This window comes from Micromonospora sp. NBC_01638 (assembly GCF_045209745.1).
In the GTDB taxonomy this organism is placed as follows: domain Bacteria; phylum Actinomycetota; class Actinomycetes; order Mycobacteriales; family Micromonosporaceae; genus Micromonospora.
The window spans coordinates 5,151,447-5,165,791 of the sequence record NZ_CP109273.1; the positions used below are offsets into that span (position 1 = coordinate 5,151,447).

The 14,345-nt window shown below is 68.2% G+C and carries 11 protein-coding genes and 1 pseudogene; 6 read left to right on the top strand and 6 right to left on the bottom strand.

What is annotated here, in order from left to right:
- The first annotated feature begins 98 nt into the window (after positions 1-98).
- Both OG811_RS24095 and OG811_RS24100 read left to right on the top strand, forming a co-directional pair.
- Positions 99-1,244, top strand: coding sequence for a sensor histidine kinase (locus OG811_RS24095; RefSeq protein WP_406068881.1), 1,146 nt, complete (start codon positions 99-101; stop codon positions 1,242-1,244).
- Positions 1,241-1,900: a response regulator gene (locus tag OG811_RS24100; RefSeq protein ID WP_406068883.1), complete on the top strand. Its 660-nt coding sequence runs from the start codon at positions 1,241-1,243 to the stop codon at positions 1,898-1,900. The genes OG811_RS24095 and OG811_RS24100 overlap by 4 nt, the downstream gene beginning before the upstream one ends.
- A 239-nt stretch (positions 1,901-2,139) precedes the next feature.
- On the opposite strand, the pseudogene OG811_RS24105 reads toward OG811_RS24100, so the two are convergent.
- A pseudogene (locus OG811_RS24105) lies at positions 2,140-2,657 on the bottom strand (IS110 family transposase); the annotation flags it as partial.
- Positions 2,658-2,939: 282 nt separating this feature from the next.
- Between OG811_RS24105 and OG811_RS24110 the strand changes: the two are divergent.
- Entirely contained in the window at positions 2,940-3,314 is a 375-nt protein-coding gene (locus tag OG811_RS24110; protein WP_406068884.1) for a hypothetical protein, read from the top strand.
- A gap of 13 nt (positions 3,315-3,327) precedes the next feature.
- Here the strand turns inward: OG811_RS24110 and OG811_RS24115 are convergent, their stop codons facing one another.
- The 4 genes from OG811_RS24115 to OG811_RS24130 all read right to left on the bottom strand — a co-directional run bounded on the left by OG811_RS24115 (position 3,328) and on the right by OG811_RS24130 (position 7,861).
- A complete protein-coding gene (locus OG811_RS24115) occupies positions 3,328-4,560 on the bottom strand; it encodes an IS110 family transposase (protein ID WP_406068886.1) in 1,233 nt (410 codons plus the stop codon).
- A gap of 512 nt (positions 4,561-5,072) precedes the next feature.
- A complete protein-coding gene (locus OG811_RS24120) occupies positions 5,073-5,798 on the bottom strand; it encodes an Ig domain-containing protein (RefSeq protein WP_406068887.1) in 726 nt (241 codons plus the stop codon).
- Positions 5,799-6,214: 416 nt separating this feature from the next.
- The gene (locus tag OG811_RS24125; RefSeq protein WP_406068889.1) at positions 6,215-6,379 is read right to left on the bottom strand and encodes a transposase; all 165 of its coding nucleotides are present in this window, start codon (positions 6,377-6,379) and stop codon (positions 6,215-6,217) included.
- 198 nt (positions 6,380-6,577) lie between these two features.
- The gene (locus tag OG811_RS24130) at positions 6,578-7,861 is read right to left on the bottom strand and encodes a hypothetical protein (protein WP_406068890.1); all 1,284 of its coding nucleotides are present in this window, start codon (positions 7,859-7,861) and stop codon (positions 6,578-6,580) included.
- Between the two features lie 291 nt (positions 7,862-8,152).
- Here OG811_RS24130 and OG811_RS24135 point away from each other — a divergent pair, with 291 nt between their 5' ends.
- Positions 8,153-8,500 (top strand): hypothetical protein, encoded by a 348-nt coding sequence (locus OG811_RS24135; protein WP_406068892.1) that lies wholly within the window; start codon positions 8,153-8,155, stop codon positions 8,498-8,500.
- 191 nt (positions 8,501-8,691) lie between these two features.
- Here the strand turns inward: OG811_RS24135 and OG811_RS24140 are convergent, their stop codons facing one another.
- A complete protein-coding gene (locus OG811_RS24140) occupies positions 8,692-12,726 on the bottom strand; it encodes a hypothetical protein (RefSeq protein WP_406068893.1) in 4,035 nt (1,344 codons plus the stop codon).
- Between the two features lie 68 nt (positions 12,727-12,794).
- On the opposite strand from OG811_RS24140, the gene OG811_RS24145 reads away from it, so the two are divergent.
- Together OG811_RS24145 and OG811_RS24150 are read left to right on the top strand one after the other, a co-directional pair.
- The gene (locus tag OG811_RS24145; protein WP_406068895.1) at positions 12,795-13,367 is read left to right on the top strand and encodes an AfsR/SARP family transcriptional regulator; all 573 of its coding nucleotides are present in this window, start codon (positions 12,795-12,797) and stop codon (positions 13,365-13,367) included.
- An 89-nt stretch (positions 13,368-13,456) separates the two neighbouring features.
- Complete coding sequence (locus tag OG811_RS24150) at positions 13,457-13,948, top strand: hypothetical protein (protein WP_406068897.1); 492 nt, start codon at positions 13,457-13,459, stop codon at positions 13,946-13,948.
- The last annotated feature ends 397 nt before the right edge of the window (positions 13,949-14,345 follow it).

Genomic DNA, 14,345 nt, shown 5'->3' on the forward strand with positions numbered 1-14,345 from the left:
GTCTGACCGACCCGTCGCTGTAGTCGGCCGAAAGTGGTCGGCACATGTCAACTCCGGACTGATGTCTTCGACATCGCCGTCCCCTACGGTTGACCCCCATGGACGTGTGGTGGCGCCGGACAGTCGATGCCGGCCTGTGTCTGGCCGTGCTGGTCACGGGCATCGCCGAGGTGTGGCTTCCGCTCGAATCGCGGCAGGGCGACGGGGATCCGCTCGCGACGAGCGTGCAGGTGCTGATCGTCGCGGCTTCGCTGTGGTGGCGGCGCTCCCACCCGATCCCGACGACCGCCGTGACGCTCGCCGGGCTGTGCGTCTCGGGCCAGTTTGGGTTCCTGCTGTTCTTCGGGCAGTTCGTGCCGGTCCTGATCGCTGTCTTCTCGGTGGCGCGCTATGGCAAGGGACGCGAACCGTGGATCGGTGCGGCTATGGTCGCCGCGGCCCTCATCTACGCCGACCTGTTCATTGAGCTGCTCGGCGGGCTCAACGAAATGCTGTACCACTGGGGTGTTGTGAGCGTCTGCTTCGCCTTCGGGCGCTGGCAGTCCATCATGGCCCGCCGCGCCCAGTCGTCGCAGCGGCGGGCGGTGGCGGCCGAGGTCGCCGCAGCCGAACAGGCGGCACAGGCCGTCATCGAGGAACGCACCCGCATCGCCCGCGAACTGCACGATATCGTCGCACACGCGATGAGCGTGATGGTGGTACAGGCAGGCGCGGCCGAACAGGTGGTCACCGACGACCCCGACCGGGTACGCAGTACTCTCGCCACTATCCGACGCACCGGCAACGGCGCCCTCGCTGAAATGCGACGGGTGGTCACCATGCTTCGCGACACCGACGAGGTCGGCCTGCTCTCACCCCAGCCGGGGCTGTCGGGCCTGCAGACACTGGTCGACGACGCTCGGAAATCCGGGCTCCCCGTGGAGTTCGCCGTGACCGGCGCGCCGCGGGCACTGCCCGCCGGCCTCGACCTCGCGGCCTTCCGGATCGTGCAGGAGGCGCTGACCAACGCGCGCCGTCACGCCAACGCCGCCACCGAGGTCAGCGTGGGGGTGACATTCAGCATCGACGAGCTGCGCATCGACGTACGTGACGACGGCTGCGGGCGTCCGGGCACCGCTGGGCCCGGACACGGCCTGATCGGAATGCGAGAACGTGCGGCGCTGTACGGCGGGACGCTGCAAGCCGCGCCACTACCCGACCGCGGGTTCGCCGTCGCCGCCGTTCTTCCCCTGGAGCTGGCATGACCCGTGTGATGATCGTCGATGACCAGGCGCTGCTGCGGGAGGGTTTCCGCCTCATCCTCGAACGAAGCGGCATGGAGGTGGTCGCCGAGGCCAGAGACGGAATCGAGGCGGTCACCGCCTGCGCCGAGCACCGACCCGACGTCGTCCTCATGGACGTACGGATGCCCCGGCTGGACGGCATCGAAGCGACCCGGCGGATCGTGGCGCAGCAGCCCGACGTCCGCGTGATGGCGCTGACCACCTTCGATCTCGACGAGTACGTGTACGGCGCGGTGCGGGCGGGCGCCAGCGGCTTCCTCCTCAAAGACGTCCCTCCCGATGACCTGGTGCACGCGGTGCGCGTCGTGGCCCGGGGCGAGGCGATGCTCGCTCCCGGACTCACCCGCCGGTTACTCGACCGGTTCGCCGCCGCGCCTTCCACCAGGCCAGCTCCGCTGCCCAACGTGACCGAACGAGAAGCGGCCGTGCTGCGACAGGTCGCACGAGGTCGATCGAACACCGAGATCGCCAGCGCACTGTTCCTCAGCGAGGCCACGGTCAAGACCTACGTCTCCCGCCTGCTGACCAAGCTGAACCTCCGCGACCGCGTGCAACTCGCAGTCCTCGCCTACGAGTCAGGCCTCGTCCAGGCCGGCGACCGAGGCTGGGGCGCATAGTCAGCCACATCGCGTACGACAGCCTGTCTGAGCGAGACTGCAAGATCAAAAAGGCCCATCAAATCCGATATGCGCTGCCGGTAGGGCTCGTGAAGTCGGTTCGGCTACGCTGCCTGCGAATACTCGTTGATCAATCCGCTGCGGATCGGTTGTCATTGGACGCGGGCACCGTTCAGGTCAAGGACATGCGGCGAAGGGTTCGGTGGCCGCTAATCCAGTGAACGATGCGGCCGGTGATCGTGGTGCACCTTGGGGCCGAGGACGCGTTCCAGGGCGGATCTGCGTCAGTAGGCCACGTATGCGGTTGGACACCCGGGTGGTTTCGCCGGCGAGGTCGTCGTCGAAGCCGACCAGGACTTCCAGCTCGGCCAAGGCATCGTCGCCGGTGTCGACCCGGCGCAGCGTGTGGGGCAGGGTGCGGGCGGCGTCAGCGATGACGTAGGCGTCGCGGGCGTCGGTCTTCGCGTTGCCGGGGTGCAGGTCGGCGATGCGGCGCATCGCCAGGCCGGGCAGGTAGGCCACCTGATGCCCACACGCCCGAGCGACCACGACTGGCAGGGCGCCGATCGAGGCGGGCTGGTCAACCACGACCAGGACCTGACTGTGGCGGGAGAGTTCGTCGAACAGTGCGCAGTCGGGCCTCGGTGTTCGGCAGCGGCGCGTCGTGCAGCCGCTTGCCGTCCGGAGCCAATCCGACCGCATGATGATCGCCCTTGCCGACGTCCAAGCCGAGAAAAACGCCGTATCCGTCGCGCACCGCACCCGCCTGCACGTATCGTTCCGTGGCCTCGGCCGCTGGTCCAGGCGTCGGACTGCCGGCAGCCACGTTACGAAGAGACCTACCCCAACACGGGTAGCCGTGTCCCTATCAGCGGTCCGCCGACGCCACCCGACCCGGCGACAACACCCCCGGATCATCCACACGACAGGGGCAGAAAGTCATACCGGGCCGAGCGACCGAGGGGTCCCCGGCTGGGGACGATCAAAAAGACCTCCGATCTCCTCAACGGTCAAGTGGCGGGGTTGGTTGGATGGCGGAATGGACTACCGAAAGCTCTTCGCGGACGTGCATCGACGGCCGGGGATGTTCACGCTGGACGGCTCGTTTCACGACTTCACGGTCTTCGTCCGGGGCTGTGAGGCCGGCAACGACTGGCAGCTGCTCGCAGGCTTCCGTGAGTGGCTGGTTACCTGCTGTGGGCACGGCGACAACCTGATCTGGGAGGCGCTGGTGTTGCACCAGGCGTTCCCGGACGGGCCGCCGCAACGCGAGCAGCTTGAGGCGGATGCTGAGCTCAACCGGGTGGCTGTCAAAGCGCTATTTCGGCTGCTTGACGAGTATCTGCAGCGACGAACAGAGCATGGCGGCCTGGCCAAGATCTTCGATGAGTACGTGACCTGGAAAAAGGCATAGGGCTGGTCGTGATTCACGCGGCGGCGGTGACCTGCCGCGCTGCGAATGCCTTGGCAGGGTCGTATCGCTGGCCGGTTACCAGGCAGTGATGCAGGCAGCCAAGGAGCCGGTTGAACAGGTTGCGTAACGCGGCGGGGTGCCGGTCGCCGTGGTCGCGTCGGCGTTGGTAGTGCTGCTTGGCAGGTTCGGCGTGGTTGGCGGCGACGAAGGCCCACAGAAATCCGGCAGCGGCGAGCCGGTCATTCTTCACCTTGCGGTGGGTGATGGAGATGCTGCGACCAGACGCGCGGGTGACCGGAGCCGCGCCGGCATAAGCCTTCAAGGCGCGGGCGTCAGCGAACCGGGCGCGGTCGTCGCCGATCTCGGCCAGAACGCGGGCGCCGGTCCGGTCGGCCAGGCCGGGAAAACTGGTCACGATCGCATGGTCGGGGTGCTGGCGGAACGCTTCGCTGACCGCCTCGGCAAGCTGGTCGACACTGGCGCACTCGACGTTCAACGTCGCCAGCAGTGCCAGCGCCTGGGTGCCCATCGCCTCCTCCACGACGGTCGGCTGGCGCAATTGCGGACGACGCAGCGCCTGCTGCAGCTCGGCGGCCAGGTCCTCGACGCCGCGTTGGCGGCCGCTGCGGCGCAGCGCGGCCGCGATCCGAGTCATGGACGATTTCGCAGCAGCTGCCGGCGTGGGTGCGATGGCCAGCACAGCCCGGGCGCCTGCACTGGTCAGGTTGCCCTTCCTGCCGTTGAACGCGGCAAGGAACGTCGGGAAGTACTCCCGCAGCAGCGACCGCAGTTCGTTCGATGCCCGGGTCCGTCGCCAGGTGGCATCCTGGTGAGCCCGGGCCAGCACGGCAACCGCCTGAACGAGTTCGCTGTCGTTCGGCAGCGACCGGTGGGCGTGCGCGTCGGTGCGCAAAATGTTGGCCAGCACCACCGCGTCGGCGTGGTCGGACTTCTTGCGCGACACCGAATACCGCTCCCGGTAGCGCGCCACCGCCATCGGGTTGATCGAGTACACCCGACGTCCGCTCGCACGCAGCGCCGCGACCAGCAGCCCGCGTGGGGTCTCGATCGCCACCGGGATCGACTGGTCGGCGCTGTCGCCGGCAGCAGCCAGCATCTCCACCAGCGTGGTGTATCCGTCCACGTCGTCACCGATACGCGCCTTGGCAACCAGCTGGCCACGCTCGTCGATCAAAGCGATGTCGTGATGCCGTTCCGCCCAATCGATGCCGCAGTACACCGTCAACTCGTACTCCTCCCCACCTGCCTGGTCAGTTGCACAACCCTGACGGAAACGCGCGGCGCCCTAATGACGAGGCTCTGTGGCCTACCCTCCGATGAGCCGTTCGCGATCCCAGCGACCCGCACGGTCCCGGTCTTCGCAGTCAGAGCTCGTCGGCTCCCGGTATGCGAGGTGTTCGCCGTGCGGGCGGGCTGCAACCACGATCAACATCTTGCCAAGGTCATGAGGTGGTCCGGCATTGCCGAGATCCGCCGGTCTTGCACGAGACCTGAAGCGGTCCAGAGGTGTGCGGGCATGTCCTCGACGAGCCGGACCACCACACGAACGGCTCGCCGAGCCCACGCTGCCGATCTTTTTGGAGACCTTCAGAGGCCAGGTAACGGGCAGGCATCCCGTGGACCACGGCGGGCCGTTCGGGACTCATTAGGTAACGGGTTGGAGAGGAGGACTGGGCCGGAACCGCAGACGATGCGCGCCGTCTCTTTCCGCCAGAGCTTTCGCGTGGGGGCAGCTGGTCAGCAGCGCGTGCAGGCGGAGTCTTTTCTGACGCTCCAGCTGAAGGTGGTACTGCCCTGTCCGCCTCCAACGGCCGTGACCGTGACGGTGTAGCCGCCTATGGTGCTGAGTGTGCCGCTGATCAGGCCGGTCGAGGGGCTGATGGCCAGCCCAGGAGGCAAGCCGGTCGCCGACCAGGTGTACGGCCCGCTCCCGCCGGTGGCCTGCATCTGCAGCGCCACGGTGTCCAGTTTTAGCATGCTTTGGGTGCCCGGGTTGGTGACCGTCACCGCCCCGCTCGGCGGGGGTATGGGAATATCCGGTGGCGGGCACGTCAGCGATACCGGCTGAGACCCTGTCGTTCTGGTGATGAACTCCGGAGTCCCCGAAAGGTATTGGATGGTGGCGGTCGCTCGACCCGAGTAGTAGCCCGACTCGCAGAGCGTGCCCGGGTTGGTGACGCCAAGAGTGAACAGGGTTCCGTTGTTCTGCCAAACCTTTGTACGGCCGTTCACTGTTTGGCCGGGGCCGCCGACCAGCCCGTGGTAAAGCAACTCCACGGTGAGGTCGACGCGACGCACTGGGCCGTCGCACTGGACCTTTGCGCTGTAGATAACGGTCTTAGAGTCATCCTTGCCCGGTGGGTTGTCCGGCGTGATCCACCCACAGTAGTGACCGTCGGAAACCGCGGCGGACGCCGGTGCGGCGAAGCCCAGGGATGCGATGACCATGGCAGCCGCTGCCATGGTCAGCAGTAGGCGGGATCTGCTGCGACGCAAGAGTTCCACATGTATCAATGCATGGTCGCACGGAGGCGCCGGAGCCGGCAATGGCCGAGCCTTCGGTGCCCGCGGCTGGAGCCGGACGGCCCGGAGCCGCGGTGGCGCGACCACGGCCCGATCGTGCAGGCCCCGGTCACCCTCCCGGTCCGGGTCAAGGGAGCTACTGGAATCGTGTGGTGGAGCACTGGGGACAGCGCAGGCTGGACGAGCCGACGCCGTCGGAGATCGAGCAGTTGGCGGAGTACGTCAAGACGCACTTGTGGCTCGGCGGAATGCTCGCGGAGGCCGAAGTTGCTGATGGTTTCATTTCGGCGTCGGACAACCCTTGTACGGTGCCAAATCTCTGTTTCAGGCTTGTGAGCTGCGAATTTGCGAGTAGTTCAAGCTGCCCGGTGGTACTCGTTGATCACGCCGCCCAGGATGCGGCGTCGCCGGATCGGCTTGTCGATCGCGACGACCACGCCGGGGTCGTAGTCGGGTGGATGCTGGTCCAGGCTCTGGTGCGGCCGGTGCCGGTCGAAGTGGTCCTCATAGTCGCGTAACACCGGTACGCCGCTGGCTCGCTGGTCCCCGTACCCGGCCGCTGGTGGTCGACGCCAAGGTCTGCGACGCGCGCGGCTCATGGTGGCTGGAGGAGTCGTTCCGCGGCCATTGAGCCACCGCCGTGCGTACGGCGACGCGGGGCGGCGTAACCGAAATCAGGGCGGCGCAGTGAGTCCAACCAGTATGAGACCGGCTCTCTCTCAGCTGTCGCTGTCTGCCGTCAGGTGTTTCGCCGCCGTCGTGACCAGCAACGCGGGGATCGCGAAGGCGACGGTTAGGCCAACCCGGATCATCACCAGGCTTGCCATGCCGGGCGTGCGGACGGTTACCCAGCGTCGATTGTTGAACAGTAGTGCGAGGACCATCACGAAAGCGACGGCTGCGGCGATTGTCAGGTCCACGGTCGGGTTGAACCCGGCGAAGCCAGGCGCCAGGAACCGCTCACCCCAGTCGCGCATCAGCAACTCGTACGCCGCGACCGGATCCGGCACTGTGCTCAGATACGGTGCTGCGTTCCAGGTCAGCGTGAGTTGGTGGCCGTAGGGCGCGTCGACTGCCGCTGCGGTCAGGACCGTCGAAAGCGCCACGCCCAGGCCAGCGGCGGCGTCCGCGCAGCTGGCCTGGTCCCGGCCGGCGCTGCCGGCGCCTTTCGCCGACACCACGATCAGCCGGCCGAGGTGGCCGAAGAACCCAATCACCAGGCCTGCTATCAGCAGGACCAGCATGACGACCGCGAACACGACGATGATGACGCCGAGGACCGGCGCGACGTACCGCGCCATCACCGCACCGATGAACGCAAAGACGCCATACACATAGGCCAGCACCAGCAGCATTACGGTACCAACCCACGCACTCGCAGTGAGCCAACGCCTAGCCCGCAGCTTCTCAACGAGCAGGTACAGTCCGACGAGGACTGCGATGCCGGCGCCGATCATGAGCATTGCGGCGAGGAACGGGATTAGCCAGTCGATGACCCGGACTACGAGCCGGTACAGCCAGACGCCGAGCCGGACCAGCCCCACCAGCGCCTCTAACGCCCAGGTAAGCCCAGGAATCGCCAGCAGCCCCAGCGCAAGCGCCGACACGCTCACGGTAAACGGCCGCCACCGCCCGACCCTCATACAGCACACCAGCGCGGCGGCCAGCACCACCGGCGCCGCGTAGAACGCGACCATTGACAGGTAGCGCTCCACCGTGCTGACGGTCTGGCCTTCCAGCGGTGGCTTCACCACCGTGTTGGCGAAAGTGGCGACGTGGTCCAGGGCACGGTCGCCCGGCTGCCAGTGCGTGTCGATGCCGGCCAGCACGACGAAGAACTCCGGCAGGGTAGCGATCAGGAACAGCATGCCGAGCAGCACCACGACTGGAACGTGCCGGAGGCGGAAGCCGAGCCGCTGTTCGAACGTCACGGCGGGGTCCCGCGGCGCTGCGCTGGCATGCCCGACGGCGACAGCGGTGCGCGATCCATGGGTGGCGGCCATGCCGGGCCTCCGGTCTCGACTCGGCAGCGAGAACTGACTGTGCCTGCAGGTCTTTCGGGAGGTTAACCTGTTCGGATCCCCTCTGCGTTTATGCGCTGCTTATCCGACACGAAGAGGCGGCCAGCCTCTGCCTCCCGCGCCGGATCCATGATCCGAAACAATTCGGCGGGCGTGGACGCGGGCAACCCGGTATCGCCAACCGACCTGCTGCCCTGGCCCAGAGGTTTGATGGATTGTTCAGGGTGGCCGGTGATGGGCTGCGTAGGTACCTCGGTGGCGGGGGAGGGTGGGTTGCTCGGCGCGGTGCGGGTCGCGGTCCACGAGGCGTGCGATGGCCGGTGGGAGGCGTTGAACCGTCTGGTCGAGGTGCTGATCGAGGTCGATTCCGTGGGCAATGAGGTGGTGGCGCGGTCGGCGTTGGCGTTGGTCGCTGGGCTACCGGGGCTGGTGGTGCGGCTTGACGAGCACGCGCGGTCGGCGCCGTGGTACGCCCATTACCAGGAGCCGGCGATGCAACGGGTGTCGGAACGATTTTCCGGCTTCGTCGTTGGGTGCGCCGAGGCGGACGGAGGCGCACCGCCAGAATTCGATCACGCCGAAAAACCTCGGGGCTCTCGTCGTTCGGTGAGACGGTCTTGACGCTGGTGCCGTCCCAGTCCGGGTCGGGTTCGCGGGCGTCTTGCTGCGGGCTGTCGGAGCTCGGCCGTGGCGTCGCGGCCCTTGCGTCCGGTGAGGCTGCCGCAGAGCCGTGCCACGGCCGACGTGTACGAGCGGGGCCGGGAGCCCGAGCAGCCGACGGCCGCCCGGGCTCCCGGATCGTGATGCGTTCGTCACGGGTACATCTGCGTGACGGTGAAATTCATCGATTGAGCAAAGAGGCTGACACCGGTCGGGCTGTTGGGGTGGAAGGACTGCTGCGACGCCGGGCCGTCCGGGGTGTCACCCGGCGACTTGTCCGTCACGATGCCGTGGATGCCCGCCGGCGAGCCGCAGGCCGCCTTGCCCGCGAACTCGTCGATCGGGTCGGAGTAGTACGCGATCGTCGCGCCGTGCGCGCTGTTGAAGTCGCGGACGACGTCCAACTGCTCGTCACGCAGCAGCACGCTCATCTCGGTGAGCCACACCCGTTCCTCGTCGCTGAGGACGAGCTTGAGGGCGCAGAGCGGGTCGCCGCCGATCTCGACGAGCTTCGGGTACCCCATGAGCATGATCTTGGCGTTCGGCGCCTTCTTGCGGATCTCCTCCAGCACCTTCGTGTTCGACCGGGGAACCGTGTCGGTGATGCGGCGCCTGGTCGACACGTCCACGGTGTCCGTCTCGCCCGACAGCTTCGCCTTGAAGCAGTCCAGCGGGCCGGCCATGAAGACGCACTCCCTGATCACCGGGCCGAACTTCGCGTCGTTGCCGCCGATCGAGATCGTGACGAGCGTGGTGTTCTCGTCCAGGTAGCCCTTGTCGAGCTGGGACACCTCCAGGTACTGGCCCTTGCCCCGTTCATTGTCGGCGTTGCGGGGCTCGTTGCTGACGGTACGCAGCGGCAGGATGTTCTCCGTCTCCGCGCCCGAGCAGGCGATCAGGTGGTAGTCCATGTTGACGTCGTGCTGCTGGCTCGTGATGTCCGCCCGCGGCCCGATCGGCGTGGACGACCCGGGCAGCACCGCCTTGCGCGACCACGCGTTCTTCGAGCGGTGGCAGCCGTTGCGGAAGGCGTTGTTGCTGTTGTTGTCCGTCTCTCGGTAGTAGTCCGAGCCGTTCACCGGCGAGGCGCCCTCGCCCGACGAGAACGAGTCGCCGAGCGCCACCACCTGGTGCTGCGGCTTGCCCGGCAGCGGGATGAACGCCGCCGCGTCGAAGGCCACGTTCTCCTGCGGCCGGCCCAGGGCCAGGTCGCCCTGCCCGCTGGTCGGCACGTCGTCCCGCAGCTGCGCCAGCTCCTCCGGTGTCAGGTCCGACACCATGTTGGTCAGCTCCACCTTCGGGACGTTGTTGAACTCGAACACGCCGAGCGCCACCCAGCGGTTCGCGTACCCGCGCTGCTGGACCATGCGGGTCCTGACCACGCCGTTCTTTGTCGTGATCTTGTACGCCGCCTGCTGCGTGGTACCGAGGTGATCGGGGATGTGGACCATGACCCGCATCCAGCCGTTCACCGTCCGGTCCAGCGTCCACGTCCCACTGACGTAGAGGTTGCTGCCCGGCTGGCGGGTGTGCGTGAACCAGTAGTGCGCGCCGTACCCGCCGCCGACCTGGTGCAGGTCGATCTTGCCCGGGTACTGGAGCGTGCCGTTCTGCGTCTCGCCGGCGAACCCGTGCGTGAACGTGCCGCTGTTCGTTCGTCGGGTGCAGAACCAACCGGCCTCGTCACGGCGTGGGCTGACGACCTCGTTGATCACGTCGTCGACCACGAGCGCGTTCGCCGGCAGGTCGGTGCCGCACTTCGGGTAGTAGCTCACCCCGGCGGCCGGATACGCCCAGCCGGGGTCGTACCTGATGGCGGCGTTACCACAGTCCAGACAGCCCGGTTTCCAGTCCGCGGATTTGTTGTACCAGCACTTGAGGTCCCGTTCGCCGATGACGTTCACGTGGTGGCACGGGCCGGCCGGCTCGTCGATCACATCGGGCGCCGTCGGCGGGAGGTTGTTGCCGTAGTAGCAGTCATTGGACTGGTCGCAGAACGTCTGGAGGTGCGGCTTCACCCGCGCGCGCCCGTCGTTCGTGCTCCACCACGCGTACCGGTAGCCGTCGGTGTAGGTGTCCGGCTTCTCGATCGCGTTGAGCGGGTGTCCGGCCCAACCCATGATCTTCTCCGGGTACGGCCAGTGGCTCGGGTGCCGCGCGTCGTCGTAGGTGAACTCCAGGAACGCCTTGCGGTTCGCCGGGTACCGCGGGTTGGCCGGGTTGTTCGCCCAGCCGACGCCCCACGGCCCGTCCGTGCTGCCCTGCGGCGCGTAGAACCCGGTGTTGTAGGCCCACACCGCGAAGAACCAGCTCTCGATGTACTGCGGGTCGCCGCCGTTGACCTTCATGTTGTACGCGTGGACCTGGTTCCACTTGTCCTGCAGGATCCGCAGCGACTGGGAGATGTTCGCGGCGAAGTCCACGGTGATGGCCAGCTGATGGTCGTACGGCAGCGGGACCTCGTTGGGCTTCTGAAACCCGGGCTTGCGCATGCCGTCGGTGACCTGCCCGACGCCGTAGCCGCAGTCGGACTTGTCCCAGCGGATCGTCCAGTCGTCGCTCGTGTCGGCGTCGTAGATGTCCAGCCCGTAGTAGTTGCCGATGAGCGGGTTGCCGAACTCGCCGGGCAGGACGTGCGGCGAGGCCTGCCACAGGTTCGACTCCTGGGCGAGGATGCCGAGCATGATCTGTGCGGGCACGTGGCCGCCGCCGTTGAGCGGCCGCATCGGGAACCACTGTTCGACGTTGTAGCCGGGCAGGCCGGACTGGTTGAAGTTGTTGCCCCGGTTGAGGATCAGCGCGTCCTGCACCGCCATGTCGACGACCCACTCGATCTCCCGGGCGCGCGGCTGGTACACCTGTACCCGCACGTCGTTGCGAGGGATCGCGCACCAGGCGGCCGTGTCGACCGGGTCGTGCAGCGGTGTCGCCAGCGTCGTGGCACCCGGTGCCGACCGGGCCCGCCCCGGCGTCTTCGGGTTCGCCCGAGCGCCGGCGTCGCCCGACGTCGGCATGGTTGGCGCGACCGCGAAGTTTACGCTGCGACCGGTCGCCGGCACCTTGGCCTTCATGGTGAGCGACCGTTGGCGGCGGCCGTCCGCGGCCTGCGCCGCCCGCGGGTCGGTCGTCCACTTGATGTCGTCCAGCAGCAGGTCACCCTCGCTAGACATCTCCGCCTGCAAGGTCGCGTCGAGCTTTGTGACACCCGTGGGTAGCTTGTGCACCTTGCCGGGGGTACCGGTGATGCCGACCCGACCGCCCGCGCCCTTGACCACGTTCATGTCGGTCGTGCCGCCCTCGGCCAGCGTGGCCGTCGCGCCGGACTTCACGACGGTCCGCTTGACCCGGCCGGCCTTGCTGTCGGCATCCATGTACACGACGGCGTCGCCGTTGGCCGCCAGCCGGAACGGCACCCCGGTGGTCCTCGCGACGGCCGACCGGCGACCCTTGCCGTCGACCTTGACCAGCGCGCCGTTGTCGGCGGCGATGATCTCGTCCTTGACCGGTAGCGCCGAGGTGAGCTGGCCCGCCACCTGGATCGGCGCGGCCACGGTGCCGGTCGCGGCGTCGAGCTGCGTCAGGCGGGTCTTGCCCGAGCCGGTGTCGCCGCCGGTGAACGTACTCAGCACGACGTTCTCACCGGTACCGCAGCCGGGGCTGAAGTACGCGAGGGACGCGTGCGCGGCCACCTTCCGGACGGACTGGTCCTTGAGGTCCACGACCGCCACGAAGGCGCCGCGGTCGAACAGGTCGGGCTTGTTGGTGTAGGCGCGCGGCGCGTACGTGACGACCAGCCGCCGGCCCGACTCGGTGAGGCAACCGTTGCCGATCCACTGGTCGGTCTCCAGCCCCGGCTCGCTCAGCGTGGCCGCGGTCGTCCAGCTGTAACCGGAGGCCGCCGACGCCACGAGCACGTGCAGGCCGGTCATGTCGCCGGAGAGGGTCCAGGCCCGGTCCTGCGACGTCCGCCAGCCCTGCTTGAGGGTCGAGTCCCGCTGAGCGGGCGGTATCGTGGTGGACGCCACATCCTTCGGGGGCGGGTCCGGCGCCGCGGCGGCCGGCGCGGGGAGCGCCACGAGACCGCTGGCGACGATCGAGGCGGCGGCGAGCGCGACGGTGGCGTTGCGACGGGCGGCGCCGGGACTGAGCCCGCGCGGCAGCGCGGGGCGGGGCGGTGATGCTGACACTGCGGTTCCTCCAGGATGGCTTGGGGTCGATGCAGTGTCGGAACCGCGCTCACCGTCGGCGCATCACGATGTCATCGTGGGCGTACCGCGCCGGCGTCACGGCACGGCCAAGGGGGCATCACGAAACGTGCTTCGAGCGGCTCCTGACGGTCGCGCGCGAGGAGAGCCGGCGCCGCGCGATCGACGCGGCGATCGTCGCGCTCGAGGCCGCCGAGCGGCTCTGGCGTGGCCCGGCGCTGGCCGGCATCGCGCAGGGCTCGCTCAGCATCTCGGTGACCCGGCTGGAGGAGCTGCGCGTGACCGGCGTCGAGAGCCGGATGACGCTCGAGCTCGAACGCGGCAACCACGTCGCTGTCCTGCCCGACCTGGCCGCGCTGGCGCAGGCGTACCCCCCGGGGGACCGGCTGCACGGCGAGCTGGCATTCGCGCTGTACCGCGACGGGCGCGTGGCCGCCGCCCTCGAGGCGCTCGACCGGGCGCACCGGATGTTCGTCGAGCAGTTCGGACTCGGACTCAGCCGAGAACTCCGGCTGTTGCGCCAGCAGATCCTCACCGAGTCGCGGCAGCTCCAGTCGGTCCGCTCGTTCCTCGCCTGGCGGTCTGCGGTGCCCACGCCGATGGCGATGGCGATGGCGGCATGACACCGCGCGGATGACCTGACGATGCGGCCGCAGTGCGGCGACGCCGAAGGATCACCCCCACGACATGCAGCCCGACTGAGGAGGACAGCATGAAGGTAGAGAAGGTCCGGAAGCATCGCCTGGTGCGGACGCTGATCGCCCTGGTGGCGTTCATGGGACTCGGCGTGGTCACCGCGGCGGTACCGGCGTCGCCGGCGCTGGCCGCGTGTTCGGGCGCCGGCTGTCACAACGTCAATCCCGACGGCCAGTGCAGCGGCACCCGGTACGGCTGGACCGGCGGCGGCTACGACAGCGGACTCGGCATCGTCGTCGTGAAGTCGTCCGGCTGCAGAGCGGCCTGGGCACGCCTGCAAAACGACCAGTACCTCCGCTACAACGGTGGGACGTTCACCGTGCGCATCGAGCGCCGGGTGTGGTCGTCCTACGGCTACTGGTACGCGGGCAGCCTCAGCAAGCAGTTCCCCTCCACCAACGGCGGGGTGTGGACCAACATGCTCGAGGATCTCGACTCCTGGGACGAGCACCAGGCCTGCTTCAACTTCCTGGGCGGCGCCTGGACCTGCACCCCCTGGATCAGCTGAACAGCAGGCGGACGTCAGGGTCCCCCGGCGGCGCGGGGGCCCTGAGATCCGTCATCCGGCCAGCTGGATGTCGACCCGGGGGAACTGCGGCCTCGCCCGCCTCGCAGCTGAACCGCCCCGGTGCTGGTAGAGGCCTCGGGATCGTGCAGTGCGTCTGGTTCGTGAGCATCGCGACGATTGCGGCACCGAGTGGGAGGCGATCGGGTCGATCGCGGCGAAGCTCGGGATCGGATCAGCCGAGACGCTGCGCAAGTGACTCCCGGCGGCACGGCGGCCGGACCGGGGTCGGGGGCGAGCAGCAGGGTCACCTGCTCCGGCGGCACTCCACCGGCGACGAACCAGCGGGCGAACCGGATGGCGTCGTGGACAGGCCCGACGAGGCTCCAATCGGCCCCGG